This window comes from Comamonas granuli NBRC 101663, assembly GCF_000739995.1.
Taxonomy (GTDB): domain Bacteria; phylum Pseudomonadota; class Gammaproteobacteria; order Burkholderiales; family Burkholderiaceae_C; genus Simplicispira; species Simplicispira granuli.
In genome coordinates this window covers 115,085-140,100 of sequence record NZ_BBJX01000004.1, presented here as the reverse complement: position 1 = coordinate 140,100, position 25,016 = coordinate 115,085, and the positions used below count along the sequence as shown (strand labels likewise).

The following is a 25,016-nucleotide window of genomic DNA, read 5'->3' as shown; positions in this document are numbered from 1 at the left end:
AGTCCTCCTTGCTGTGTCAGTGCGCGGCCCACTGGATCGTGCTCAGATCCACGCCGTCCTTGTACATCTCCCACAGCGGGGAGAGTTCGCGCAGCCGCGCCACGTTCTCGCGGATGGTGGCGATGGCGTAGTCGATCTCTTCCTCGGTGGTGAAGCGCCCAATGGTCATGCGCAGGCTGCTGTGCGCCAGTTCGTCGCTGCGGCCCAGGGCGCGCAGCACGTAGCTGGGCTCCAGGCTGGCCGAGGTGCAGGCCGAACCGCTGGAGACCGCCAGGCCCTTGATGCCCATGATCAGCGACTCGCCCTCGACGTAGTTGAAGCTCATGTTCAGGTTCTGCGGCACGCGGTGCTCCAGGCTGCCGTTGATGAACACCTGCTCGATGTCCTTGAGGCCGTCGAGCAGGCGCTGCTGCAGCACCCTGGCCTTGGCGTTGACCTCGTGCATCTCGGCCTTGATGATGCGGAAGGCCTCGCCCATGCCCACGATCTGGTGCGTGGGCAGCGTGCCCGAGCGCATGCCGCGCTCGTGGCCGCCGCCATGCATCTGCGCCTCCAGGCGCACGCGGGGCTTGCGGCGCACGTACAGCGCGCCCACGCCCTTGGGGCCGTAGGTCTTGTGCGCCGTCATGCTCATGAGGTCGATGGGCAGCTTTTGCATGTCGATCTCGACACGGCCCGTGGCCTGGGCGGCGTCCACGTGCAGCAGGATGCCGCGCTCGCGGCACAGGGCGCCGATGGCCGGGATGTCCTGGATCACGCCGATCTCGTTGTTCACGAACAGCACGCTGACCAGGATGGTGTCGGGACGGATGGCCGCCTTCAGGGCCTCCAGGTCGAGCAGACCGTCGCTCTGCACGTCCATGTAGGTCACGGCAAAGCCCTGGCGCTCGAGCTCGCGCATGGTGTCGAGCACGGCCTTGTGCTCGGTCTTGAGGGTGATGAGGTGCTTGCCCTTGCCCTGGTAGAAATGCGCCGCGCCCTTGAGCGCCAGGTTGATGGACTCGGTGGCGCCGCTGGTCCAGACGATTTCACGCGGGTCGGCGCCAATGAGGTCGGCGACCTGGGTGCGGGCCTTCTCCACGGCCTCCTCGGCCTCCCAGCCCCAGGCGTGGCTGCGCGAGGCCGGGTTGCCGAAATGCTCGCGCAACCAGGGGATCATGGCGTCTGCAACGCGCGGATCGACGGGCGTGGTGGCACCGTAGTCAAGATAGATCGGAAGATGCGGTGTCATTGCAATGGCTGGCTCGGTGGCGGTTTCTGGCTGGCGATTGTCGGCGCTGCGCGCGCAACTGGCAGGCACAGCGGCACACGACCCTATTGGCCGTGGGGGCCTTGGGCCCGGCCGCTTGCGCTTCAGGATTTGGCGAACACGTTGCCCAGGGCAAACACGGAGTTGGGTGCGTTCACGCGGATGGGCTTGACCACGGGCGTGGTCGAGATGGCCCGGCGCACGGCCGGCTTGTCCTCGATCTGCAGGCCACGCTCGATCTGGTCGTCCACCAGCTTTTGCAGGGTGACGGAGTCGAGGAACTCGACCACGCGCTGGTTCAGCGTGGCCCAGAGCTCGTGCGTCATGCAGCGGCCGCCGTCGCCGCCGCAGTTTTCCTTGCCGCCGCACTGGGTGGCGTCGATGGGCTCGTCGACCGAGACGATGATGTCGGCGACGGTGATTTCAGCGGCCTTGCGCGCCAGGGTGTAGCCGCCCCCCGGGCCGCGCGTGGATTCGACCAGTTCGTGGCGGCGCAGCTTGCCGAAGAGCTGCTCGAGGTAGGACAGCGAAATGCGCTGGCGCTGGCTGATGGCAGCCAGGGTGACGGGGCCATTGCTTTGGCGCAGTGCCAGATCGATCATGGCGGTGACCGCAAAACGGCCTTTGGTGGTGAGACGCATCGCAAGCTCCTTGTTGCTGGCTTGTGGGTTCATGAATGGCCTCGGCAGCTCCTGGCTGCGAGGCGCCGTCTCCGCCCTCTTCCTGCATGGCCGGGCGGCCGCTGCAGGCCCTTCATCGCGGGGTTCTTGTGGTTCTGGCAGGCCATTGTACCATATTCCAGATTATTTTTGTCGGGTAAGTGAACTCCTTGGTCGCGTTCGTGCCGTGCAAGTTGCAATGTCCCCTTAATTCTTCCCCGGCGTAGGGACATTATCCGCCCCATGGGCGCCAAAAGCCCAGTCCTTGAGCCGCGCGAGCTGGTCGCGCACGCGCGCTGCCTGCTCGAACTCGAGGTTGCGCGCGTGTTCGAGCATGAGCTTCTCCAGGCGCTTGATCTCGCGCGCCATGTCCTTTTCCGACATCTCCTCGATGCGCGCGCGCTGTTCGGACTCCTGCTGCAGGCGCTGGACTTCCCGGCCCGCCTTTTCGCTGTAGACGCCGTCGATCAGATCGCGCACCTGCTTGACGATGCCGCGCGGCGTGATGCCGTGCTCGCGGTTGAAGGCGAGCTGGCGCGCGCGCCGGCGCTCGGTCTCGCCCATGGCGCGGCGCATGGAGTCCGTCACCTGGTCGGCGTACAGAATGGCCTTGCCCGCCAGATTGCGCGCCGCGCGGCCAATGGTCTGGATCAGGCTGCGCTCGGAGCGCAGAAAGCCCTCCTTGTCGGCGTCGAGGATGGCGACGAGCGAGACTTCGGGGATGTCCAGGCCCTCGCGCAGCAGGTTGATGCCCACCAGCACGTCGAAGCTGCCCAGGCGCAGGTCGCGGATGATCTCCACGCGCTCGACCGTGTCCACGTCCGAATGCAGGTAGCGCACCTTCACGCCGTTGTCCGAGAGGTACTCGGTGAGCTGCTCGGCCATGCGCTTGGTCAGCGTGGTGATGAGCACGCGCTCGTGCTTCTCGACGCGCAGCCGGATCTCCTGCAGCACGTCGTCCACCTGGTGCGTGGCGGGGCGCACCTCGACTTCCGGGTCCACCAGGCCCGTGGGCCGCACCACCTGCTCGACCACCTGGCCGGCGTGCTGCTGCTCATAGTCGGCGGGCGTGGCCGAGACGAAGACCACCTGGCGCATGCGGCGCTCGAATTCCTCGAACTTGAGCGGCCGGTTGTCCAGCGCGCTGGGCAGGCGAAAGCCATACTCGACCAGCGTGGTCTTGCGCGAGCGGTCGCCGTTGTACATGGCGTTGAGCTGGCCGATCATCTGGTGGCTCTCGTCCAGGAACATGAGGGCGTCGCGCGGCAGGTAGTCGGTGAGCGTGCTGGGCGGCTCGCCCGGGGCGGCGCCCGAGAGGTGGCGCGAGTAGTTCTCGATGCCCTTGCAGTGCCCCACCTCGCTGAGCATCTCCAGGTCGAAGCGCGTGCGCTGCTCCAGGCGCTGCGCCTCCACGAGCTTGCCCTCCTGCACAAAATACTGCAGCCGCTCCTTGAGTTCTTCCTTGATGGTCTCGACGGCGGCCAGCACCTGGTCGCGCGGCGTGACGTAGTGGCTGCTCGGGTAGACCGTGAAGCGCGCGATCGTCTGGCGCACCTGGCCGGTGAGCGGGTCGAAGAGCTGCAGGCTCTCGATCTCGTCGTCGAACAGCTCGATGCGCAGGGCCAGCTCGGAGTGCTCGGCCGGAAAGACGTCGATGGTGTCGCCGCGCACGCGGAAGTTGCCGCGCGCGAAGTCCATGTCGTTGCGCTGGTACTGCATGCGCACGAGCTGGGCGATGGCCTCGCGCTGTCCGAGCTGGTCGCCCTTGCGCAGCGTCATGATCATGCGGTGGTAGCTCTCGGGGTTGCCGATGCCGTAGATGGCCGAGACCGTGGCCACGATCACCACGTCGCGGCGCTCGAGCAGGCTCTTGGTGCACGACAGGCGCATCTGCTCGATGTGCTCGTTGATGGCGCTGTCCTTCTCGATGAACAGGTCGCGCTGCGGCACATAGGCCTCGGGCTGGTAGTAGTCGTAGTAGCTGACGAAGTACTCCACCGCATTCTTCGGGAAGAACTCGCGGAACTCGCTGTAGAGCTGCGCCGCCAGCGTCTTGTTGGGCGCGAACACGATGGCCGGCCGCCCCAGGCGGGCGATCACATTGGCCATGGTGAAGGTCTTGCCCGAGCCGGTCACGCCCAGCAGGGTCTGGAAGGACTCGCCGTCCTGCACGCCCTGCACGAGCTGGGCGATGGCCGTGGGCTGGTCGCCCGCGGGCGGATAGGGCTGGAATAGCTCGAAGGGCGAATCCGGGAAGTGGACGAACTGCCCGCCCGGGACGGACGGCAGGGAAGAGGCTTCTGGCATGGCGGTCGGGGTCAACGGGACGCGAAGGCGCCTCGTTAAAATGTGCGGCTGACCCGCAAGCCTAGCGCAGCCGGGCGCCCCTCACCAGACTTCCACCCTCCCAAGGACTTTCCATGTCTCTGTTCTCCGCCGTCGAGATGGCCCCCCGCGACCCGATTCTGGGACTCAACGAGCAATTCAATGCCGACCCCAACCCGAACAAGGTGAACCTGGGCGTGGGCGTGTACTTCGACGACAACGGCAAGCTGCCGCTGCTGGAGTGCGTGCAGGCAGCCGAGAAGGCGCTCATGGACAAGCCCAGCCCGCGCGGCTACCTGCCCATCGACGGCATTGCCGCCTATGACAACGCCGTCAAGGCGCTGGTGTTCGGCGCCGACTCCGACGTGGTCCAGTCGGGCCGCGTGGCCACCGTGCAGGCCATCGGCGGCACGGGCGGCCTGAAGATCGGCGCCGACTTCCTCAAGAAGGTGAGTCCGAATGCCAAGGTGCTGATCTCCGACCCGAGCTGGGAAAACCACCGCGCCATCTTCCAGAACGCCGGCTTCGAGGTCGGCAGCTACCGCTACTACGACGCGACCCACCGCAAGGTGGACTTCGACGGCATGCTGGCCGACCTGAACGCCGCTGCGCCCGGCACCATCGTGGTGCTGCACGCCTGCTGCCACAACCCCACGGGCTACGACCTCACGGCCGCGCAGTGGGACCAGGTCATTGCCGCCGTCCAGGCCCGTGGCCTGACGGCCTTCCTCGACATGGCCTACCAGGGCTTCGGCCACGGCATCCAGGAAGACGGCGCCGTGATCGGCAAGTTCGTCGCCGCCGGCCTCAACATCTTCGTGTCCACCAGCTTCTCCAAGAGCTTTTCGCTGTACGGCGAGCGCGTGGGTGCCCTCTCGGTGGTGGCCAGCGACAAGGACGAGGCCGCCCGCGTGCTCTCGCAGCTCAAGATCGTGATCCGCACCAACTACTCCAACCCGCCCACGCACGGCGGCGCCGTGGTGGCCGCGGTGCTGGGCAACCCGGAACTGCGCGCCCTGTGGGAGAAGGAGCTGGGCGCCATGCGCGTGCGCATCAAGGCCATGCGCCAGGCGCTGGTCGATGGCCTCAAGGCCGCCGGCGTGCAGCAGGACATGTCCTTCATCACCACGCAGATCGGCATGTTCAGCTACTCGGGCCTGAGCAAGGAGCAGATGGTGCGCCTGCGCAGCGAGTTCGGCGTGTACGGCACCGACACCGGCCGCATGTGTGTGGCGGCGCTCAACAGCAAGAACATCGGCTACGTCTGCGCCGCCATCGCCAAGGTGATGTAAGCGCCCTCCCCCGGCCTGCCCGCCCAACCGCCTTCGGGCGGTTTTTTGCTTCCAGCGCTTTCTGGGCAAGCGCCAGCAGCTATCAAATTCATAGCTCCATGCCCCAGGCCATGGAGCGCATGGAAATCGACGCCGCCTGGAAGCCGGTGTTGAAGAAGCGCGGCGCCTCGCCGGGGTGCACGGCGCCCGCGGCATAGAGCAGCGGCAGGAAATGCTCGTGCGTGGGGTGCGCCTGGCGCGCGCTCTCGCCCCATTGCGCAAACCCGGCCAGGGCGTCCAGCTCGCCCCGCCTCACCAGATCGGTCACGCGCGCGTCGAACTCCGCGGCCCAGGTGTAGGTGGCATTGATGCCCGAGCCCGCACGCATGGCGCCCAGGTGGTGCACCACGTTGCCGCTGCCCACGATGAGCACGCCGCGCTCGCGCCAGGCACGCAGTTGCCGGCCCAGCGCATAGTGCTCGGCCGGCGGCCGGGCGAAGTCCATGCTCAGCTGCACCACCGGAATGTCCGCCGCCGGGAACATGGGCATCAGGATGGACCAGGCCCCATGGTCCAGGCCCCAGTGCGCCTCGTCCACGCCCAGGGGCTTGCCCGTGGCCGGAGAGCGCAGCGCCGCCGCCAGGGCCTGCGCCGCCTGCGGGGCTCCAGGCGCGGGGTACTGCTGCGCATACAGCACGGGCGGAAAGCCGCCAAAGTCATGAAGGGTGCGCGGCTGCGCCATGCCCGTGAGGTACCAGCCGCCGGGCGTGAGCCAGTGGGCCGAAATGCACAGAATGAGCTGCGGGCGCTGCGCGTGGCCCAGCAGCTCGCGGCCCAGATCCTGCCAGGCGCGCCGCCAGACGTTGTCCTCCACCGCATTCATGGGGCTGCCATGGCCGACGAACAGCACCGGCATGCGGCGCGAAGGGCGCAGCTCCTGGAGCGCTGGCAGCAGAGCGGCAGGTGGCGTGGTCATGGACGGGGACTCCGGCAGGATGGCGGGGCAAACACCAGTACATTGTCGGCTCCATCATGTCCTCGACACCCGTATCGCCCCCATGACCACAGTTCCCACTCAAGCCCTGTCGGCCACCCGCATCCTGAGCCTGGCGCTGAACCTGCCCGGACCGGCCGCCCTGCTGCGCTGCGCGCGCATGGGGGCGTTGTGCACCAAGCTGGAGCCGCCCGCAGCGCCCGGCATGGACAGCGCCGACCCCATGGGCATCTACAGCCCCGCCGCCTACGACACGCTGCACGAAGGCGTGCGCGTGCTGCGCGCCCACCTCAAGACCGAGGAAGGCCAGGCGCTGCTGCACGCGGAGCTGGCACAGACCGACGTGCTGATCACGTCCTTCCGCCCCTCGGCGCTGGCCAAGCTGGGCCTGGACTGGGAAGGGCTGCACGCACGCTATCCGCGGCTGTCGCTGGTACGCATCGTGGGCGCGCTGGGCGCGCGTGCCGAAGAGCCGGGTCACGACCTGACCTACCAGGCCGAAGCCGGCCTGCTGTCGGGCCTGCAGACACCGCCCTCGCTGTTCGCCGACATGGCCGGCGCCCTCATGGCCAGCGAGGCGGTGCTCCAGGCACTGCAGGCGCGCGCGCACAGCGGCGCAGGCACCTGCATCGAAGTGGGCCTGGCCGAAGCGGCCGACTGGCTTGCCCTGCCCCTGCACTGGGGACTGACCACGCCCCAGGGCGATGTGGGCGGCGCCCACGCAGGCTACCGCATCTACCCGTGCGCCGACGGGCGCGTGGCGGTGGCGGCGCTGGAACCGCACTTTGCCGCCCGCCTGTGCGAGGCCGCAGGCCTGCCGGCGCGTGGAGACGCCGCCACCCTGCGCCAGCCCGAGACGCATGCCGCCATCGCCGCCTTTCTGCAGGGCCAGGACCGCGCCGCGCTCGACGCCCTGGCGCGCGCGCGCGACATCCCCTTGCACAGCCTGCCCTGAACGAGGGGTGCCGACAGGCGCCCCGCGGTGGCTGCACCACGCAAAAAAGCCCCGGCCGAACGGACGGGGCTTGAGAGCCGTAGGCGCTGCCCTGCGGGCCAGCGCCTGGGCGCAGAGGATTACTTGGCTTCGGAAGCGGCGGGAGCGGCTTCGGCGGCTGGAGCAGCCTCGGAAGCGGCGGCAGGAGCGGCTTCGGCAGGAGCGGAGGCAGCCTCGACAGCGGCGGATGCGGGAGCTTCGGGGGCAGGAGCGGCGGCGGGTGCGGGAGCGGGGGCAGGAGCCGGCTCTTCCTTCTTGCCGCAGGCAGCCAGGGCAGCAGCAGCGATCAGCGAAGCGATGACGAGGGTCTTGTTCATTTCAGGTTTTCCTTGGACAGAGGGTCAAAAAACAATCAGCCATCAGGTCCGGCTTTTTCAGGCCGGGCCACGCTCTGGCAGAGCGCGCCCCAGAACAGCAGCGCGTTTTTTCAATCAGCCGACGATTGTATTGCGATTTGTCAATAGTGGCTATTACCAAGTGCACAACTTGCCGGCCGCGTTGCCTATAACTGACGGAAGGCTGACATGGTTGACAGGAATTTCACAAACCCAGGGTCGTGGCCGGGAATCCGGGCGCGCTTTTGCTGCGCACCCACTCGGCCAGCAACTCCTGCAGCAGCACGCGCCTTTCGGGTTCGGTGCCCGTCACGCCCACGCTGCGCTCCGGGTCCACGCGCTGCAGCACCCATTGCGGCGACCAGATGGCGCTGGGAATGTCCAGCGGATCGGCCCCGGGAGCCACGCGGCAGGTGAGGATGTGGTCCCAGGTCGTGCGCCAGCGCACCAGGCGGGCGTGGCGCCGCTGCACCTCCCCATAGCTACGCGCCAGCAGCGTCATGCGCCTGCCGCTGCGCGCCCAGGCCTGCAACGACTCCACCACGGCGCGCTCGCCCAGGGGCCAGTCATGGAAATCGGCATCACTGAGCACCAGCTCGCGCCAGCCTTCGCGCGCAGCCGTGGCCAGGGCGTCGCGCACCAACTGCTGAAAGGCCTCCCGGCCGCTGAAGCGCCCCTGGGGCAAAGGGGGCGCGGCTTCGCCTGCGGGCCCGGCGGTGGCATCGGTCATGAAAACCCTCCGTGGATGGGACAAACTGCGACAATTCTCGTATGGAAATCAAACAACATACCGTGGCGGCCCTGACCTGGACCTTGACCGATACGCTCGGCGAAACGCTGGATGTGCTGGACGAGCCGGTGGAGTTTCTCGTGGGCGGCGACGATTTGCTGGCCCGCATCGACGAGGCGCTGCTCGGGCGCAGCGCCGGCGACACGCTGTCGCTGCACCTGGAGCCCGAGGACGCTTTTGGCGACTACCGCGAGAACCTGCTCTTCCTGGAAGCGCGCACGCTGTTTCCCGACAGCCTGGAGGAAGGCATGATCATCGAAGGCTCGGCGCTGCCCGCAGGCTGCAACCCCGAAGCCCCGCGCGACCTGTTCTACACCGTGACCGAGATCTACCCCGAGCATGTGGTGCTCGATGGCAACCACCCGCTCGCAGGCATCGCGCTGCGCCTGCACATCAAGGTCTGCGCCGTGCGCGCGGCCACGGCCGATGAGGTCGGCTGCGGCTCGGCCGGCACCGGATTCTTCCGCATCCAGCCGCCCGCGGGCGGCACGCCGGCCTTGCACTGAGCGCGCCAGCGCCTGCTCAGTAGCGCGAGATCTGCCCGTTGACCACGCGCACCCGGTCGCCGACGCGCAGGTCACCCACCGAGGGCACGTCATACAGGCGGTAGCCGCCGCGGTCCAGCTGGATCGACAGGCGGTAGGCGCCCTGGGCCGACTGGTTGCGCTCCTCGATCGCATTGCCCGCCACTGCGCCACCCACCGCCCCCACGGCGGTGGCCGCTGCCCGGCCGCTGCCCCTGCCGATCTGGTTGCCGATCAGGCCGCCGACCACGGCGCCGAGAATCGCACCGCCGCCCGTGGTCTGCGCGCGCGGGCTGCCCGGCAGCCATTCGATCTGGCTCACGCGGCCATATTCGGCGGTGGCGGGAGCCTGCGGCGCGGTGCTGCCCTGGTAGACGGCGGGGGGTGGATAGGACTGCGGTGCCGGGCGCTGGTAGGCACAGGCCGCCAGCAGACTGGCCGCGCAGGCAGTGGCAAGCACCGCGGCAGTGCGCGCAGGCAGGCGGGATGGCAGTGGGGTCACGATGTTCTCCTTGAAGGTGGCCAACAATGCGGATGTACGGTTGGGGCCGCCGGAGCACGGGAGGTTCCGTGACGGGCGGGCCCGCGGGCCAGGCGCATCAGCCCTGGCCGGTGGAACCATACCCCCCTTCGCCGCGTGCGCTTGTAACAGAAAAATCGTCCACCACGTTGAATTGCGCCTGCACCACGGGCACGATGACCATTTGCGCCAGCCGCTCCATGGGGTCGATGGTGAAGGCCTGGCCGCTGCGGTTCCAGGCGCTCACCATGAGCTGGCCCTGGTAGTCGCTGTCGATCAGCCCCACGAGATTGCCCAGCACGATGCCGTGCTTGTGCCCCAGGCCCGAGCGCGGCAGGATGAGTGCCGCGTAGCCCGGGTCGCGCAGGTGGATGGCAATGCCCGTGGGCACGAGCTCCCAGGCATTGGGCGCGAGCGTGAGCGGCGCATCCAGGCAGGCGCGCAGGTCCAGGCCGGCACTGCCGGGCGTGGCATAGGCGGGCAGTTGCGCGGCCATGCGCGGGTCCAGGATCTTGACGTCTATCTTCACGGGCGTTTTCCCTTGTTACTTTGTTTTGCCATTTGCTGCAGCCGCTGCTGCAAGGCCGCGATGCCTTGCGCGGCCTGCGCCGCCGCTGGCGGAGCCAGCAGCCGGGCGGCGCGCTGCACCACGCGACCGAGCACCCACCACAGCCCCGCGGCCAGCGCCAGCATGGCCCACGAGCCCTGGCCGCGCCAGAGCGCCAGCGCCTGCAGCACGGCCCACAGCAGCAGCAGGCCGCGCACCACGCGCACGCCCTGCACAAACCGGCCGGGGAGCGCGCCCAGGTCCGGCGCTGCGCCCGGCGCCGGCGCCGCGGCAGGCGCGGTTTTGCCGGGCGCGCCCACGGGGCCCTGCAGGCGCGTATGCGCGCTGTGCGGCTCCGCAGAGCGGGCACCGGGCGCCACCGGCGTGCCGGCGCTCAGGCGCTCCACGTAGCGGGCGAAGTCGCCCTGGGGCGGGGTATCCCAGTCGGGTCGGGGCACGGGGGGCATGGTGCAGCTCCTGCAGGAAGATCAGCGCGGGGGCGCCGGGGGGCAGCGCGCCGCGATCTCGGCGACGAGCTGGCGTGCCAGCTCGTCCTTGCTGGCGCGCGGGAGCTCGCGGTGGCCCTGGTCGTCGATGAGCAGCAGGGCGTTGTCGTCCTGGCCGAAGGTGGCCGGGCCGATGTTGCCCACCAGCAGCGGCACGCCCTTGCGCACGCGCTTGGCGCTGGCATGGGCGAGCAGGTGCTCGCTCTCGGCGGCAAAGCCCACGCAGTAGAGCGCGCCGGCGCGCGCGCGCTCCGAGGCCGCCACCTGCGCGAGGATGTCCGGGTTCTCGACGAAGGCCAGCGGCGGCGGCATGCCCGAGCCGTCCTTCTTGATCTTGTGCTCCGCGCTGTGCGCGGGCCGCCAGTCGGCGACGGCAGCCGTCGCTATAAAAATAGTAGCTTCCGGCGCTTGCCCTTCAACGGCTGCAAGCATATTTCGTGCTGAACGCACGTCGATGCGGCGCACGCCGCGCGGCGTGGGCAGGTGCACGGGACCGGCCACCAGCGTGACCTCGGCCCCGGCCGCGCGCGCCGCGCGCGCAATGGCAAAGCCCATCTTGCCGCTGGAGAGGTTGGTGATGCCGCGCACCGGGTCGATGGCCTCGAAGGTGGGCCCGGCGGTGATGAGCACGCGCTGGCCCGCCAGGCGCTGCGGGGTGAAGAAGGCGGCCAGCTCCTCCATGATTTCGCCGGGCTCGAGCATGCGGCCATCGCCCGTCTCGCCGCAGGCCTGCTCGCCGCAGCCCACGCCCAGCACCCGGGCGCCATCCTGCGCCACCTGCGCCAGGTTGCGCTGCGTGGCGGGGTGGGCCCACATCTCGCGGTTCATGGCCGGGGCGAGCAGCAGGGGCACCTGCTGCAGGGGGCGCGCCAGGCACAGCAGGCTCAGCAGCTCGTCCGCGCGCCCCTGCACCAGGCGCGCGATGAAGTCGGCGCTGCAGGGGGCGATGAGGATGGCGTCGGCCGCGCGGCTCAGGTTGATGTGCGCCATGTTGTTGCCCTCGCGCGCGTCCCACTGCGAGGTGTAGACGCTGCGCCCGGTGAGCGCCTGCATGGTCACGGGGGTGATGAATTGCGCGGCCGCCTCGGTCATCACCACCTGCACGGTGGCGCCGGCCTTGACCAGCAGGCGCGCCAGTTCGGCGGATTTGTAGCAGGCGACGCCTCCACTGAGGCCCAGGACGATGTGTTTGCCAGCGAGTGCATTCATGGCGCGCAATTTAGCAGACGGGCTACGCCCGGAAGGCGGACTTTATAATTGCAATTTCCCACCACCATCAAAGACATGACCAAATTCGTCTTCGTCACCGGCGGTGTGGTGTCTTCCCTGGGCAAGGGAATCGCCTCAGCCTCCCTTGCCGCGATCCTCGAATCGCGGGGTCTCAAAGTCACCCTCATCAAGCTCGACCCGTACATCAACGTGGACCCGGGCACCATGTCACCCTTCCAGCATGGTGAGGTCTTCGTGACCGACGATGGCGCCGAAACCGACCTGGACCTGGGCCACTACGAGCGCTTCATCGAAACGCGCATGAAGCAGGCCAACAACTTCACCACCGGCCGCATCTACCAGTCCGTGCTCGAAAAGGAGCGCCGCGGCGACTACCTCGGCAAGACCGTGCAGGTGATCCCCCACGTGACCAACGAGATCCAGGAATTCATCAAGCGCGGCGCGGGCATCGGCACGGACGACGCCGTGGACGTGGCCATCTGCGAGGTGGGCGGCACCGTGGGCGACATCGAGTCCCTGCCCTTCCTGGAGGCCGTGCGCCAGTTGTCGCTCAAGCTGGGCCCGAACAACTCGGCCTTCGTGCACCTGACCTACCTGCCCTGGATCGCCACGGCCGGCGAGCTCAAGACCAAGCCCACGCAGCACACGGTGCAGAAGCTGCGCGAGATCGGCATCCAGCCAGACGCCCTCCTGTGCCGCGCCCAGCAGGCCGTGCCCGAGGAGGAGCGCGAGAAGATCTCCCTGTTCACCAACGTGCCCGAATGGGGCGTGATCAGCATGTGGGACGTGGACACCATCTACAAGGTGCCGCGCATGCTGCACGAGCAGGGCCTGGACGGCCTGATCTGCGACAAGCTGCGCCTGAACACGCCGCCCGCCAACCTCAAGCGCTGGGACGCGCTGGTGCACGAGACCGAGCACCCGCAGGGCGAGGTGCGCATCGCCATGGTGGGCAAGTACGTGGAGCTGTCGGACGCGTACAAGTCCGTCAACGAGGCGCTCAAGCACGCCGGCATGCAAAGCCATGTGCGCGTGAAGATCGACCACCTGGACTCGGAAGACATCACCGACGCGAACGCCGGCGAGCTGCTGGGCGCCTACGACGCCATCCTCGTGCCTGGCGGTTTTGGCGCGCGCGGCGTGGAGGGCAAGATCAGCACGGCGCGCTACGCGCGCGAGCACAAGGTGCCCTACCTGGGCATCTGCCTGGGCATGCAGGTGGCTACCATCGAGTACGCGCGCCATGTGGCAGGCCTGGCGGGTGCCAACTCCACCGAATTCGACCCGGCGACAAAGCACCCGGTCATCGCCCTGATCACCGAATGGAAGGACGAGGACGGCACCATCAAGACGCGCTCCGAGACCTCCGACCTCGGCGGCACCATGCGCCTGGGCGCGCAAAGCTCGGACGTGCAGCCCGGCACCCTGGCCCACAGCATCTATGGCAGCGTGGTGACCGAGCGCCACCGCCACCGCTACGAAGCCAACGTGCAGTACCTGGACAAGCTGCGCGGTGCCGGCCTGGTGATCTCGGCGCTCACGCAGCGCGAGCACCTGACGGAGATCGTCGAGCTGCCGCAGAGCGTGCATCCCTGGTTCATCGGCGTGCAGTTCCACCCCGAGTTCAAGTCCACGCCCTGGAGCGGCCACCCGCTGTTCAACGCCTTCGTCAAGGCGGCCGTGCAACACCGCAAGCAAGCGGCGAAAGCCTGATCGGAAGGAGAGTCCATGCAACTGTGCGGATTCAATGTCGGCCTGGACCAGCGCTTCTTCCTGATCGCCGGCACCTGCTCCATCGAAGGGCTGGAGATGTCGCTCGATGTGGCGGGCCAGCTCAAGGAAGCCTGCGCGGCCCTGGGCGTTCCCCTGATCTACAAGGGCTCGTTCGACAAGGCGAACCGCTCGTCGGGCACGAGCCCGCGCGGCGTGGGCCTGGACGCGGGCCTGAAGATCCTCGATGAAGTGCGCCGCCAGCTGCAGCTGCCCATCCTGACCGACGTGCACGACGCCTCGCAGGTGGCCGAGGTGGCCAGCGTGGTGGACGTGCTGCAGACGCCGGCCTTCCTGTGCCGCCAGACCGACTTCATCCGCGCCGTGGCGCAGTCCGGCAAGCCGGTGAACATCAAGAAGGGCCAGTTCCTCGCGCCCTGGGACATGAAGAACGTCATCGACAAGGCCCGCGCCGCCGCGCGCGAGGTGGGCCTGTCGGAAGACCGCTTCCTCGCCTGCGAGCGCGGCGTGAGCTTCGGCTACAACAACCTCGTGGCCGACATGACCAGCCTGGCCGAGATGCGCAACTCCGGCGCGCCCGTGGTGTTCGACGTGACCCACTCGGTGCAAAAGCCCGGCGGCCTGGGGGCCGTGAGCGGCGGCGCGCGCGAGATGGTACCGGTGCTGGCCCGCGCCGGCGTGGCCGTGGGCGTGGCGGGCCTGTTCATGGAAACGCACCCCAAGCCCGCCGAAGCCTGGTCGGACGGGCCCAACGCCGTGCCGCTCAAGCACATGCGCGCGCTGCTCGAAACCCTGGTGGCGCTCGACGACGTCACCAAGAAGAACGGTTTTCTCGAAAACAACTTTGGAGCCTGACACCATGCCCAGCGGCTACATCATCGCCAACGTGCGCGTCACCAACCCCGCGCAGTACGAGGAATACAAGAAATGGTCCACCGCGGCGTTTGCCGCGCACGGTGCAGAAATCTGCGTGCGCGGCGGCCAGGTGGAGGTGATGGAGGGCGACTGGACGCCCGAGCGCGTGGTGATCGCCAAGTTTCCCAGCTTCGAGGCAGCCAGGGCCTTCTACCATTCGCCCGAGTACGGCAAGGCCCGCGCGGCGCGCGAGGGCGCGGCCATCATGCGTCTGGTGTGCGTCGAAGGCCTGTAATGCTCCGTTTTTGATAGCTACTGGCGCTTGATGGAAAAGCGCTGGAGGCTGATTTGATTTAAAACTTCTGAAAAAAGGGAACCCCATGAGTGCCATCGTTGACATCGTAGGCCGCGAAGTGCTGGACAGCCGCGGCAACCCCACCGTCGAGTGCGACGTGCTGCTGGAATCGGGCGTGATGGGCCGCGCCGCCGTGCCCAGCGGAGCGTCCACCGGCTCGCGCGAGGCCATCGAGCTGCGCGATGGCGACAAGACGCGCTACCTGGGCAAGGGCGTGCTGCAGGCCGTGGAGCACATCAACACCGAGATCAGCGAGGCCGTGCTGGGCCTGGACGCCTCCGAGCAGGCCTTCCTGGACAAGACCCTGATCGACCTGGACGGCACCGAGAACAAGAGCCGCCTGGGCGCCAACGCGCTGCTGGCCGTCTCCATGGCCGTGGCGCGCGCCGCGGCCGAGGAATCCGGCCTGCCGCTGTACCGCTATTTCGGCGGCATGAACGGCTGCCACCTGCCCGTGCCGATGATGAACGTCATCAACGGCGGCGCGCATGCCAACAACAGCCTGGACCTGCAGGAGTTCATGATCATCCCCGTGGGCGCCCCCTCCTTCCGCGAGGCGCTGCGCTGGGGCGCCGAGGTGTTCCACGCGCTCAAGAAGATCATCCACGACAAGGGCATGAGCACCGCCGTGGGCGACGAGGGTGGTTTTGCCCCCAGCGTCGAGAACCATGAGGCCGCCATCCAGCTCATCCTGCAGGCCATCGACGCCGCCGGCTACACCGCGGGCGAGCAGATCGCCCTGGGCCTGGACTGCGCCGCCAGCGAGTTCTACAAGGACGGCCTGTACGTGCTCGAAGGCGAAGGCGGCCTGAAGCTGACCGCCCAGCAGTGGACCGACATGCTCGCCACCTGGTGCGACAAGTACCCCATCATCTCCATCGAGGACGGCATGCACGAAGGCGACTGGGACGGCTGGAAGCTGCTGACCGAGCGCCTGGGCCAGAACGTGCAGCTCGTGGGCGACGACCTGTTCGTCACCAACACCAGGATCCTCAAGGAAGGCATCGAGAAGAACATCGCCAACTCCATCCTCATCAAGATCAACCAGATCGGCACGCTGACCGAGACCTTCGCCGCCATCGAGATGGCCAAGCGCGCGGGCTATACCGCCGTGATCAGCCACCGCTCGGGCGAGACCGAGGACAGCACCATCGCCGACATCGCCGTGGGCCTGAACGCCGGCCAGATCAAGACCGGCTCGCTCTCGCGCTCGGACCGCATCGCCAAGTACAACCAGTTGCTGCGCATCGAAGAAGACCTGGGCGACATCGCGCACTACCCCGGCCGCGCGGCCTTCTACAACCTGCGCTGACCCCGCGCGAGCGCCGTGGGCTCACGCCTTCTGCCCCTGGTGCTGCTGGCCCTGCTGGCAGCCGTGCACGCCCAGCTTTGGCTGGGCCGGGGCAGCGTTGCGCGCGTGCACGAGATGCAGCGCCAGATCGACACCCAGAAGGCCGCCAATGCCCGGGCCGCGCAGGAGAACGAGCGCCTGGCCTCGGAGGTGCAGGACCTCAAGGAAGGCCTGGACATGGTCGAGGAAAAGGCGCGCAGCGAGCTCGGCATGGTCAAGCCAGGCGAGATCTTCGTGCAGTACACGCCGGCCCCGGCGGCGCGCTGAGCGCCGCTGGCGGCTACTGCAGCGCCGAGGAGGCGGGCGGCTGGTCCACGGCCGCGCTGGCAAACAGCCCCGCCGCGTCGACCGCGTCGAAGCGGTACTGCTGGCCGCAGAAATCGCAGCCCACCTCGATGCGGCCCTGCTCGGCCACGATGCCCTCGGCCTCGGCCCGCCCCAGCCCCTGGAGCATGCGCGCGACGCGCTCGCGCGAGCAGGTGCAGGCGAAGTGCGGGCCTTCCGCACCCTGCAGCGGCGCAAAGCGCACGAGCTTTTCCTCCCAGAACAGGCGGCGCAGGATGGTGTCGGCATCCAGCGTGAGCAGCTCCGCGCGCGTGAGGCTGCGCGCCAGGTGGGCGATGCGGTTGAAATCCTCGCCGCTGCCGTCCTGCGCGTCGTCCGGTACCGCCGTGCCCGCCAGATTGGCCTGGCCCTGCACGGGCATGCGCTGGATCAGCAGCCCCGCGGCCACGCGGTCATCGGCCGCGAGCACGAGCACGGTGTCGAGCTGCTCGGACTGGCGCATGTAGTGCTGCAGCACGTCGGAGAACTGCTCGAAGGGCTGCCCCTCGAGCGCCTGCAGCGGCACCACGCCCTGGTAGGGCTGCTGGCCCGGCCTGCGGTCCTTGGGATCCAGCGTGATGGCGCAGCGCCCAGCGCCCGCCGCGTTGACCATCTGGCTCAGCGAAGTGCCGTCAGGCACGGCGGCGTGCAGCGTGGCCGTGGCGCGCAGGGACAGGTCCGGCTGCACCTCCACCACGGCCAGCTTGACCGGGCCGTCGCCAAACACCTGCATCACCAGCGCGCCGTTGAACTTGATGTTGGACTGCATGAGCACGGCGGCGGCAGCCATCTCGCCGAGCAAGGCCCGCACCGGCTCCGGGTAGGGGCCCGTGGCGGTGTTGCCGGCGCGGCGCGCCAGCATCTCGGTCCAGGCGCCGGTCAGGCGCACCAGCATGCCGCGCACGGGCAGGCCATCGAAAAGAAACTTGTGGAGTTCAGACACGCCGGGGTTCCAGAGGTAATCAGCCGATCTTGCGCAGGCCGCTCTTGAAGCGGCGGGCGTTTTCGATGTAGTGCAGCGCGCTCAGGCGCAGGCCCTCGATCTGCTCGGGCGTGAGCTGGCGCACCACCTTGGCGGGGCTGCCGATGATCATGGAGCCGTCCGGGAATTCCTTGCCCTCGGTCACCAGCGCGCCTGCGCCCACCAGGCAGTTCCGGCCGATCTTCGCCCCGTTGAGGACGACGGCGCCGATGCCGATGAGCGACTCGTCGCCGATGGTGCAGCCGTGCAGCATCACCTGGTGGCCCACGGTCACCCGCTCACCGACCACCAGGGGTTTGCCGAAGTCGGCGTGCAGCACGCTGGCGTCCTGGATGTTGGAGCCCGCGCCGATGGTGATGGTCTCGGTGTCGCCGCGCACCACGGTGCCGAACCACACGCTGGCGTCTTCGCCCAGGGTCACATTGCCCATCACCTGCGCGCTGTCGGCCACCCAGGCCGATGGGGCCACCTGCGGCGCCACGCCGTCGAGTTCGTAAATCGCCATGTCGTCCCTTTGCAAATCAGAGTGCGCCGGCCGTCTTTGGTTACACAAAGCCCTGCTCCCCAAGGGCGCCAGCGCCTAGAATTGTAAGGATTGCAGGCATTCCGCCTGGCGCGCCAGGAAACCCCTGTGCCCGCCGGTCCAACCCTGCCGTCGGACCTGGGGCGGCGCCTTGCGCTTGCGCCCCACCGCCCAGCCCCTTCTGTCTGTATCTCCCCTCAATGTCACCACCCTCCGTTTCCGCAGGACCACACACCCCGCCACAGGACTCCAGCCTGACCTCGGTGGCCTTGATTGCGCGCCAGGCCATCGTGAACTCCCAGCATGTGGTCATCGGCTACGAACTCTTCAACCGGTCGCGCTCCGGCCAGGCGCACACGGCCGCGAGCGATGTGGCCCTGGTCTTCACGGCGCTGTCGCACGCCGGCACGGACGAGCTGGTGGGCAAGAAGCTGATCTTCGTCAACTGCACCCACGAAAGCCTGACCGGCGGTCACCTCGAACTGGTGGACCCGGAGAAGGTCGTGCTCGAAATCCCGCCGCTGGGCCATGCCGCCTCCGAAGAAGTGGCGGCGCGCCTGCCCATCCTGCAGGCACTGCGCGAACGCGGCTTTCACCTGGCGTTCAACCACACGGTGCTGCAGTCCACCTATGCCTCCTGGCTGCCGCTGGCCGACTACATCAAGTTCGACCTGTCGGCGCTCGCGCCCGACCAGCTTGCCGTGCTCGTGAGCTATGCCAACCGGCGCAGCGAGGCCGAACTGATCGCCGAGAAGGTCGAGACCGCGCAGCAATACGACCTTGCCTCGACCCAGGGCATACAGATCTTCCAGGGCTACTGGTTCGCGCGGCCCGCGCTGGTGCAGGCCAAGCTGGTGGCGCCCGCGCAGGCCAGCATTCTCGAACTCATCAACCTGGTGCGCCGGCAGGCGGCCACCAGCGAGATCGAGGAAGTGCTCAAGAAGGACGCCGGCCTGGCCTTCAACCTCATGCGCCTGATCAACTCGGCGGGCCTGGGACTCACGCGCGAAGTCACCTCGTTCCGCCAGGCCGTGATGCTGCTGGGCCTGAAGAAGCTGTTCCGCTGGGCCGCCCTGCTGCTCACGGCTTCGCGCAGCAGCGGCACGCCGTCCTCCGTGGGGCACACGGCCGTGGTGCGCGGGCGCCTCATGGAGCTGCTGGCGCTGGAGACGGTCTCGCAGGACGAGGCGGACGAGGCTTTCGTGGTGGGCATCTTCTCGATGCTGGACGTGATGCTGAGCATGCCCCTGGATGCGGCGCTGGACCTGCTGATCGTGCCCGAGACGGTCAGCGCGGCCCTGCTGCGGCGCGAGGGTTTCCTGGGCGACCTGCTCACCCTGGCCGAGGCCTGCGAATCCAGCGACGACGAGGCCTTCCACCACGCGGCGAGCACGCTGCACCTGAGCAGCCAGCAGATCAACGGCGCCCATCTGCAGGCCCTGGCCTGGGCCGACCATGTGACCGACCTGTGAGCACCGCGGCCGCAGCCGCGGGACAGGCGGGCATTCGGCCTAGAATTGAAAAATTGCGCCCGACCCTGCCACCATACCGATGACCCACGACCCCCTCTCCGCCGCCGATCCGCAAACCGCCCTCCCCGAGGATGGGATGGCCGCCCTGATCGCCCGCCAGGCCATCGTGGACGAGCACCGTGCGGTCTTTGGCTACGAGTTGTACGACCGCACCACGGCAGTGGAAGCGCACACCGCGGCCAGCGACGCTGCCCTGCTGTTCAACGCCCTCTCGCATGGCGGCGCCGAGGCCCTCGTGGGCCAGAAGGTGGTATTCATCAACTGCACGCACGAAAGCCTGGCCAGCGGCCACCTGGAGCTGGTGCACCCCGACAAGGTGGTGCTGGAGATCCCCACGCTGGCGGACAACGCCACGGCCGAGGCGATCGACACGGCGCTGGCGCATTTCGATACGCTGATCAAGCGCGGCTTCAAGCTGGCGTTCAACCAGAACGTGCTGCGCCGCGCCTATGTGCAATGGCTGCCGCGCGCCGCCTACATCAAGCTGGACATGCAGTCCTTCAAGCCCGAGATGGCGCCGGCGCTGGTGAAGTTCGCCAAGGCCAACAGCACCGCGCAGCTGGTGGCCGAAAAGGTCGAGACCGCCGAGCAGTTCCAGCTCATGCTGGACCTGGGGGTGAAGTACTTCCAGGGCTTCTGGTTCGCCCAGCCCTCGCTGGTGCAGACCAAGACGCTGCGGCCCTCGCAGGCCATCATCCTGCAGCTCATCAACCTCATCCGCAAGCAGGCCAGCCCGGCGGAGATCGAAGAGCTGCTCAAGAAGGACCCCACGCTCTCGTTCAACCTGCTGCGCTTCATCAATTCCTCGGGCTTTGGCCTGCAATCGGAAATCACCTCCTTCCGCCACGCGGTGATGATCCTCGGCCTGAAAAAGCTCTTTCGCTGGGCGGCCCTGCTGCTGACGACCTCGCGCAACAGCGGCACAGCGCCCGCCATAGGCACCACGGCCGTGGTGCGCGGGCGCCTGATGGAGCTGCTGGCCCAGCAGATGCTGGCACCCGAGGACTGCGACAACGCCTTCGTCGTGGGGGTTTTTTCGCTGCTCGACGCCATGCTCGGCATCCCGCTGGACAAGGCCATCGAAACCGTCACGCTGCCGCAGACGGTGGTCGACGCGCTGCTGCACCACAGCGGCCCGCTCGCCCCCTTCCTTGCGCTCACCAAGGCCTGCGAGAGCGGTGACGAGGCGGCCTTTGCACACAACACCGAACTGCTGCACCTCTCGGGCCGGCAGGTGAACATGGCGCACCTGGAGGCCCTGGCCTGGGCCGACCTGCTGCAGACGGCATAAAGGCGCGGCGGCTCAGCCGCGCGGGTGGTGCTGGGCGTGCAGCGCCTTGAGACGCTCGCGCGCCACGTGCGTGTAGATGGTGGTGGTGGAGATGTCCGCATGCCCCAGCAGCAATTGCACCACGCGCAGGTCGGCGCCGTGGTTGAGCAGGTGCGTGGCAAACGCGTGGCGCAGCGTGTGCGGTGACAGTGGGGCCGTGATGCCCGCCAACTGCGCATATTTCTTCACCAGCATCCAGAACATCACGCGCGTCATGCCCGCGCCGCGCGCGGTCACGAACACATGGTCGGTCTGCTGCCCGGCCAGAATGGCGCCGCGCGCCTCGCCCAGGTAGCGCAGCAGCCACTGGTGCGCCACCTCGCCAAAGGGCACCAGGCGCTCCTTGCCGCCCTTGCCCAGCACGCGCAGCACGCCTTCGGCCAAGCCCAGGTTCCAGGTCTTGAGCGCCACGAGCTCGGACACGCGCAGGCCGCTGGCGTACATCAGCTCCAGCATGGCGCGGTCGCGCAGGCCCAGCGCGGTATCCTGCGCCGGGGCGGCCAGCAGCGCCTCGACCTGGGCCTGCGTGAGCGTGCGGGGCACGCGCAGGGCCTGGCGCGCGGCCTGCAGGCGCAGCGTGGGGTCCTGGCCGATATGGCGCTCGCGCAGCGCCCAGCGGTAGTAGCGCTTGAACACCGTGAGCCGGCGGTTGGCTGTGCTGGCGCGCGTCTGCGCGTGGCGGTGGGCAAAGTAGGCCTGCAGATCGGCCTCCTGCGCCTGCAGCAGGCCCCTGCCCTGCGGCGCCAGCCAGTGCGCCAGCGCGGCCAGGTCGCGCCGGTAGGCGTCCAGCGTGTTGCGCGCCAGCCCTTCCTCCAGCCACAGGGCATCGGCGAAGGCGTCGATCAGCGAGGACGGCGGCGGTGCGGGAAGGGATGCGGGAGATGAAGCCATGCAGGACAGAAAGGACACGCGGCCCAGCCGTGCAAGCCGGGGAAAACCCTGGGCGGGCTTTGCGCCCGGCCAGCGGCCCGCGGCGTGCACTTGCGCTATTCTGCCTTTTCCCAAGCACACCACAGGAGACACACGCATGCGCTGGATCCACAAAATCAGCCTGGGCCTGAGCCTGGGCGCAGCCCTGCTGGCCTCGGCAGCCCACGCCCAGCAACAGCAGTTCGTCAACGTCCTCACGGGGGGCCAGAGCGGCGTTTACTACCCGCTGGGCGTGGCGCTGTCGCAGGTGTACGCCAAGTCCATCGCCAACGCGCGCGCCACCGCGCAGGTGACCAAGGCCTCGGCAGAAAACCTCAACCTGCTGCAGGCGGGCCGCGGCGAGCTGGCCTTCACCCTGGGCGACGCACTGTCGGACGCCTGGAAGGGCGATGCCGAGGCCGGTTTCCCCAAGAAGCTGGACAAGCTGCGCGGCCTCTCGGCCACGTACAACAACTACATCCAGATCGTCGCCAACGCCGACTCCGGCATCCGCACGCTGGCCGACCTCAAGGGCAAGCGCGTTTCCGTGGGCGCGGCCAAGTCGGGCACCGAGCTCAACGCCCGCGCCATCTTCAAGGCCGCGGGCATCGCCTACTCCGACCTGGCCAAGGTCGAGTACCTGCCGTTCGGCGAGTCCGTGGAGCTCATCAAGAACCGCCAGCTCGACGCCACGCTGCAGTCTGCGGGCCTGGGCGTGGCCTCGATCCGCGACCTGGCGACCGCGGTGAAGATCGTCGTCGTGCCCGTGCCGGCCGACGTGGTCGCCAAGGTGGGCGACGCCGCCTACCAGGCCGCCGTGATTCCGGCCAACACCTACTCGGGCCAGGCGCAGGACGTGCCCACGGCCGCCATCCCCAACTTCCTCGTCACGCACGCCGGCGTGTCCGACGATCTGGCCTACCAGATGGCCAAACAGTTGTACGAGCACCTGGACACGCTGCACGCCGCACACAACGCGGCCAAGGCCATCGTGCGCGACAACGCCATCAAGGGCATGCCCGTGCCCCTGCACCCGGGCGCCGAGCGCTACTACAAGGAAGTGGGCCTGATCAAGTAAACAGGCCATCCGCACACGGCCCCGGCATGGGGCCGTTTTTTTGCCCCGGAGACCCGCCCATGACCGACACGCATTCCGAAAGCCAGGACGCCAGCCTGCGCGGCGCCCTGTTTGCGGTGGCCATTCTTTTCTCCAGCTACCAGTTGTGGATGGCGGCCTTCCACCCCCTGTCCAGCCAGGTGATCCGCGCCATCCACGTGGGCTTCGTGCTGCTGCTGGTGTTCACCGTCTCGCCGCCGTTCAAGCGCAGCCGCTCGGCCGGGCGGGCGGCGGCGGGCCGGGTGCTGGGCTGGGCGCTGGGGCTCACGGGCTTTGTCTTCAGCCTGTACCACTGGGTGTACGAGGCCGACCTCACGGCCCGCTCGGGCGAGCTCATCGCCATGGACTGGGTGATCGGCGTGACGCTGGTGGCCCTGGTGTTCGAGGCCGCGCGCCGCGCCATGGGCTGGGGCCTGCCGCTGATCTGCGGCATCTTCCTGCTCTACGCGCTCCTGGGCCAGCACCTGCCGGGCCTGCTGGCGCACCGCGGCTTCGGGCTGGACCAGATCGTGGGCGCGCTGGCCTTCGGCACCGAGGGCATCTACGGCACGCCGACCTATGTGTCATCCACCTACATCTTTCTGTTCATCCTGTTCGGCGCGTTCCTGGAGCAGGCCGGGATGATCGCCCTGTTCAACGACTTCGCCCTGGGCACCGTGGGCCACACGCGCGGCGGGCCGGCCAAGGTGTCGGTGATCTCGTCGGCGCTGATGGGCACGATCAACGGCTCGGGCGTGGCCAACGTGGTCACCACCGGGCAGTTCACCATTCCGCTGATGAAGCGCTTTGGCTACAGCCCGGCGTTCGCCGGCGGGGTGGAGGCCACCTCCAGCATGGGCGGGCAGATCATGCCGCCGGTGATGGGCGCCGTGGCCTTCATCATGGCCGAGACCATCAATGTGCCTTATGTGGACATCGTCAAGGCGGCCGTGATTCCGGCCGTGCTGTACTTCCTCACGGCGTTCTGGATGGTGCATCTGGAGGCCGGGCGCAAGGGCCTGATGGGGCTGCCCAAGCATGAATGCCCCAACCCCTGGAAGGCCGTGCGCGCACGCTGGTACCTGCTGCTGCCGCTCATCGGCCTGGTGTGGCTGCTGTTTGCCGGCTATACGCCCATGTTCTCGGGTACGGTGGGCCTGGCGCTCACGGTCATCCTGATCTTCGGCGCGGCCCTGGCCCAGGGGGTACAGGGCACGGCGCTGCGCGCCCTGTTCTGGGTGCTGCTGGGGCTGGCGTGCGCGGGCTTTCGCTGGTTCGGGGTGGGCACCTTCATGGCCATCACGGCCGTGCTGGTGGTGCTGACCTATGTGCGCCGCACCGGGCAGGACGCCCGCCGCCTGGCGCTCAACGCCCTGGCCGATGGCGCGCGCCATGCGCTGCCCGTGGCCATTGCCTGCGCGCTGGTGGGGGTGATCATCGGCGTCATCAACCTCACGGGCGTGGCGGCCGAGCTGGGCGGGCGCATCATCGCCGTGGGGGAGAAAAGCCTGTTCCTGGCGCTGTTCCTCACCATGCTCACCTGCCTGGTGCTGGGCATGGGCATACCGACCATTCCCAACTACATCATCACCAGCTCGCTGGCCGCGCCCGTGCTGCTGCAGCTGGGCGTGCCGCTGATCGTCTCGCACATGTTTGTGTTTTACTTCGGCATCATGGCGGACCTGACGCCGCCCGTGGCGCTGGCGGCCTTTGCGGCGGCGCCGATCGCGCGCGAGTCGGGGCTCAAGATCGGCCTGCAGGCCGTGCGCATCGCCGTGGCGGGCTTCATCGTGCCCTACATGGCGGTGTACAGCCCGGCGCTGATGCTGCAGGGCGGCGGCTGGCTGGCCACGGTGTGGGTGGTGTTCAAGGCGCTGGTCGCCATCGGCATGTGGGGTGCGGGCGCCATCGGCTACCTCTGGGGGCCGCTGAACTGGCTGGAGCGCGGCGTGGCCGTCGCCTCGGCCAGCCTGCTGGTGGCGGCCGTGCCGCTGACCGACGAGATCGGCCTGGCGGCGGTGGCGCTGTTCCTGGCCTGGCACGCCTGGCGCACACGCCAGGGCGCGCCCCAGGGCGCCTGAGCG

General features: G+C 68.4%; 25 protein-coding genes. 12 read left to right on the top strand and 13 right to left on the bottom strand.

Annotated elements, in window-relative coordinates; all coding sequences use genetic code 11:
• Nucleotides 1-16: 16 nt before the first annotated feature.
• From CGR01S_RS04045 to uvrB, 3 genes are all read right to left on the bottom strand, one after another.
• The gene (locus tag CGR01S_RS04045) at nucleotides 17-1,237 is read right to left on the bottom strand and encodes an IscS subfamily cysteine desulfurase (protein WP_042423434.1); all 1,221 of its coding nucleotides are present in this window, start codon (nucleotides 1,235-1,237) and stop codon (nucleotides 17-19) included.
• Nucleotides 1,238-1,353: 116 nt separating this feature from the next.
• Complete coding sequence (gene iscR, locus CGR01S_RS04040; protein WP_042422640.1) at nucleotides 1,354-1,890, bottom strand: Fe-S cluster assembly transcriptional regulator IscR; 537 nt, start codon at nucleotides 1,888-1,890, stop codon at nucleotides 1,354-1,356.
• Nucleotides 1,891-2,115: 225 nt separating this feature from the next.
• A complete protein-coding gene (gene uvrB / locus CGR01S_RS04035; RefSeq protein WP_042422637.1) occupies nucleotides 2,116-4,215 on the bottom strand; it encodes an excinuclease ABC subunit UvrB in 2,100 nt (699 codons plus the stop codon).
• 113 nt (nucleotides 4,216-4,328) lie between these two features.
• Here uvrB and CGR01S_RS04030 point away from each other — a divergent pair, with 113 nt between their 5' ends.
• Nucleotides 4,329-5,525 (top strand): amino acid aminotransferase, encoded by a 1,197-nt coding sequence (locus CGR01S_RS04030; RefSeq protein WP_042422635.1) that lies wholly within the window; start codon nucleotides 4,329-4,331, stop codon nucleotides 5,523-5,525.
• 88 nt (nucleotides 5,526-5,613) lie between these two features.
• On the opposite strand, the gene ygiD is transcribed toward CGR01S_RS04030, so the two are convergent.
• A complete protein-coding gene (gene ygiD, locus CGR01S_RS04025; protein ID WP_042422632.1) occupies nucleotides 5,614-6,480 on the bottom strand; it encodes a 4,5-DOPA-extradiol-dioxygenase in 867 nt (288 codons plus the stop codon).
• Between the two features lie 82 nt (nucleotides 6,481-6,562).
• On the opposite strand from ygiD, the gene CGR01S_RS04020 reads away from it, so the two are divergent.
• Complete coding sequence (locus CGR01S_RS04020; protein ID WP_042422629.1) at nucleotides 6,563-7,453, top strand: CoA transferase; 891 nt, start codon at nucleotides 6,563-6,565, stop codon at nucleotides 7,451-7,453.
• A gap of 119 nt (nucleotides 7,454-7,572) precedes the next feature.
• Here CGR01S_RS04020 and CGR01S_RS16310 read toward each other — a convergent pair whose 3' ends face one another.
• Together CGR01S_RS16310 and CGR01S_RS04010 are read right to left on the bottom strand one after the other, a co-directional pair.
• Nucleotides 7,573-7,809, bottom strand: coding sequence for a hypothetical protein (locus CGR01S_RS16310; protein WP_084690554.1), 237 nt, complete (start codon nucleotides 7,807-7,809; stop codon nucleotides 7,573-7,575).
• A 223-nt stretch (nucleotides 7,810-8,032) separates the two neighbouring features.
• Complete coding sequence (locus CGR01S_RS04010; RefSeq protein ID WP_042422627.1) at nucleotides 8,033-8,557, bottom strand: hypothetical protein; 525 nt, start codon at nucleotides 8,555-8,557, stop codon at nucleotides 8,033-8,035.
• Nucleotides 8,558-8,598: 41 nt separating this feature from the next.
• On the opposite strand from CGR01S_RS04010, the gene CGR01S_RS04005 reads away from it, so the two are divergent.
• Nucleotides 8,599-9,123 (top strand): FKBP-type peptidyl-prolyl cis-trans isomerase, encoded by a 525-nt coding sequence (locus CGR01S_RS04005; RefSeq protein ID WP_042422625.1) that lies wholly within the window; start codon nucleotides 8,599-8,601, stop codon nucleotides 9,121-9,123.
• A 16-nt stretch (nucleotides 9,124-9,139) separates the two neighbouring features.
• Here CGR01S_RS04005 and CGR01S_RS04000 read toward each other — a convergent pair whose 3' ends face one another.
• The 4 genes from CGR01S_RS04000 to coaBC all read right to left on the bottom strand — a co-directional run bounded on the left by CGR01S_RS04000 (nucleotide 9,140) and on the right by coaBC (nucleotide 11,923).
• Nucleotides 9,140-9,643, bottom strand: coding sequence for a glycine zipper 2TM domain-containing protein (locus tag CGR01S_RS04000; RefSeq protein WP_439644726.1), 504 nt, complete (start codon nucleotides 9,641-9,643; stop codon nucleotides 9,140-9,142).
• 97 nt (nucleotides 9,644-9,740) lie between these two features.
• The gene (gene dut / locus CGR01S_RS03995) at nucleotides 9,741-10,190 is read right to left on the bottom strand and encodes a dUTP diphosphatase (protein WP_042422623.1); all 450 of its coding nucleotides are present in this window, start codon (nucleotides 10,188-10,190) and stop codon (nucleotides 9,741-9,743) included.
• Entirely contained in the window at nucleotides 10,187-10,675 is a 489-nt protein-coding gene (locus tag CGR01S_RS03990; RefSeq protein ID WP_042422621.1) for a hypothetical protein, read from the bottom strand. The genes dut and CGR01S_RS03990 overlap by 4 nt, the downstream gene beginning before the upstream one ends.
• A 21-nt stretch (nucleotides 10,676-10,696) precedes the next feature.
• A complete protein-coding gene (coaBC, locus tag CGR01S_RS03985) occupies nucleotides 10,697-11,923 on the bottom strand; it encodes a bifunctional phosphopantothenoylcysteine decarboxylase/phosphopantothenate--cysteine ligase CoaBC (protein WP_042422619.1) in 1,227 nt (408 codons plus the stop codon).
• A 75-nt stretch (nucleotides 11,924-11,998) separates the two neighbouring features.
• On the opposite strand from coaBC, the gene pyrG reads away from it, so the two are divergent.
• From pyrG to ftsB, 5 genes are all read left to right on the top strand, one after another.
• Nucleotides 11,999-13,657: a CTP synthase gene (gene pyrG / locus CGR01S_RS03980; RefSeq protein WP_042423426.1), complete on the top strand. Its 1,659-nt coding sequence runs from the start codon at nucleotides 11,999-12,001 to the stop codon at nucleotides 13,655-13,657.
• 15 nt (nucleotides 13,658-13,672) lie between these two features.
• Nucleotides 13,673-14,530 (top strand): 3-deoxy-8-phosphooctulonate synthase, encoded by an 858-nt coding sequence (gene kdsA, locus CGR01S_RS03975; protein WP_042422618.1) that lies wholly within the window; start codon nucleotides 13,673-13,675, stop codon nucleotides 14,528-14,530.
• Between the two features lie 4 nt (nucleotides 14,531-14,534).
• A complete protein-coding gene (locus CGR01S_RS03970; protein WP_042422616.1) occupies nucleotides 14,535-14,825 on the top strand; it encodes a DUF1330 domain-containing protein in 291 nt (96 codons plus the stop codon).
• An 85-nt stretch (nucleotides 14,826-14,910) separates the two neighbouring features.
• A complete protein-coding gene (gene eno / locus CGR01S_RS03965) occupies nucleotides 14,911-16,197 on the top strand; it encodes a phosphopyruvate hydratase (protein ID WP_042422614.1) in 1,287 nt (428 codons plus the stop codon).
• A gap of 15 nt (nucleotides 16,198-16,212) precedes the next feature.
• Nucleotides 16,213-16,503 carry a cell division protein FtsB gene (gene ftsB / locus CGR01S_RS03960; protein ID WP_042422612.1) on the top strand — a complete coding sequence of 97 codons (291 nt, stop codon included), beginning with the start codon at nucleotides 16,213-16,215 and terminating at the stop codon, nucleotides 16,501-16,503.
• Between the two features lie 13 nt (nucleotides 16,504-16,516).
• Here the strand turns inward: ftsB and hslO are convergent, their stop codons facing one another.
• Together hslO and CGR01S_RS03950 are read right to left on the bottom strand one after the other, a co-directional pair.
• The gene (hslO, locus tag CGR01S_RS03955) at nucleotides 16,517-17,503 is read right to left on the bottom strand and encodes an Hsp33 family molecular chaperone HslO (protein WP_042422610.1); all 987 of its coding nucleotides are present in this window, start codon (nucleotides 17,501-17,503) and stop codon (nucleotides 16,517-16,519) included.
• A gap of 19 nt (nucleotides 17,504-17,522) precedes the next feature.
• Nucleotides 17,523-18,047: a gamma carbonic anhydrase family protein gene (locus tag CGR01S_RS03950; RefSeq protein ID WP_042422609.1), complete on the bottom strand. Its 525-nt coding sequence runs from the start codon at nucleotides 18,045-18,047 to the stop codon at nucleotides 17,523-17,525.
• A gap of 218 nt (nucleotides 18,048-18,265) precedes the next feature.
• Here CGR01S_RS03950 and CGR01S_RS03945 point away from each other — a divergent pair, with 218 nt between their 5' ends.
• Together CGR01S_RS03945 and CGR01S_RS03940 are read left to right on the top strand one after the other, a co-directional pair.
• Nucleotides 18,266-19,537, top strand: a complete 1,272-nt coding sequence (locus tag CGR01S_RS03945) for an EAL and HDOD domain-containing protein (protein ID WP_042422607.1) — start codon at nucleotides 18,266-18,268, stop codon at nucleotides 19,535-19,537.
• A 79-nt stretch (nucleotides 19,538-19,616) separates the two neighbouring features.
• The gene (locus tag CGR01S_RS03940) at nucleotides 19,617-20,888 is read left to right on the top strand and encodes an EAL and HDOD domain-containing protein (RefSeq protein ID WP_042422606.1); all 1,272 of its coding nucleotides are present in this window, start codon (nucleotides 19,617-19,619) and stop codon (nucleotides 20,886-20,888) included.
• A 12-nt stretch (nucleotides 20,889-20,900) separates the two neighbouring features.
• On the opposite strand, the gene xerD is transcribed toward CGR01S_RS03940, so the two are convergent.
• Complete coding sequence (xerD, locus tag CGR01S_RS03935; protein WP_042423424.1) at nucleotides 20,901-21,818, bottom strand: site-specific tyrosine recombinase XerD; 918 nt, start codon at nucleotides 21,816-21,818, stop codon at nucleotides 20,901-20,903.
• A gap of 136 nt (nucleotides 21,819-21,954) precedes the next feature.
• On the opposite strand from xerD, the gene CGR01S_RS03930 reads away from it, so the two are divergent.
• On the top strand, nucleotides 21,955-22,914 hold the full coding sequence (locus CGR01S_RS03930; protein WP_042422605.1) for a TAXI family TRAP transporter solute-binding subunit: 960 nt from the start codon (nucleotides 21,955-21,957) through the stop codon (nucleotides 22,912-22,914).
• Nucleotides 22,915-22,973: 59 nt separating this feature from the next.
• Complete coding sequence (locus CGR01S_RS03925) at nucleotides 22,974-25,013, top strand: TRAP transporter permease (RefSeq protein WP_042422604.1); 2,040 nt, start codon at nucleotides 22,974-22,976, stop codon at nucleotides 25,011-25,013.
• Nucleotides 25,014-25,016 lie beyond the last annotated feature (3 nt).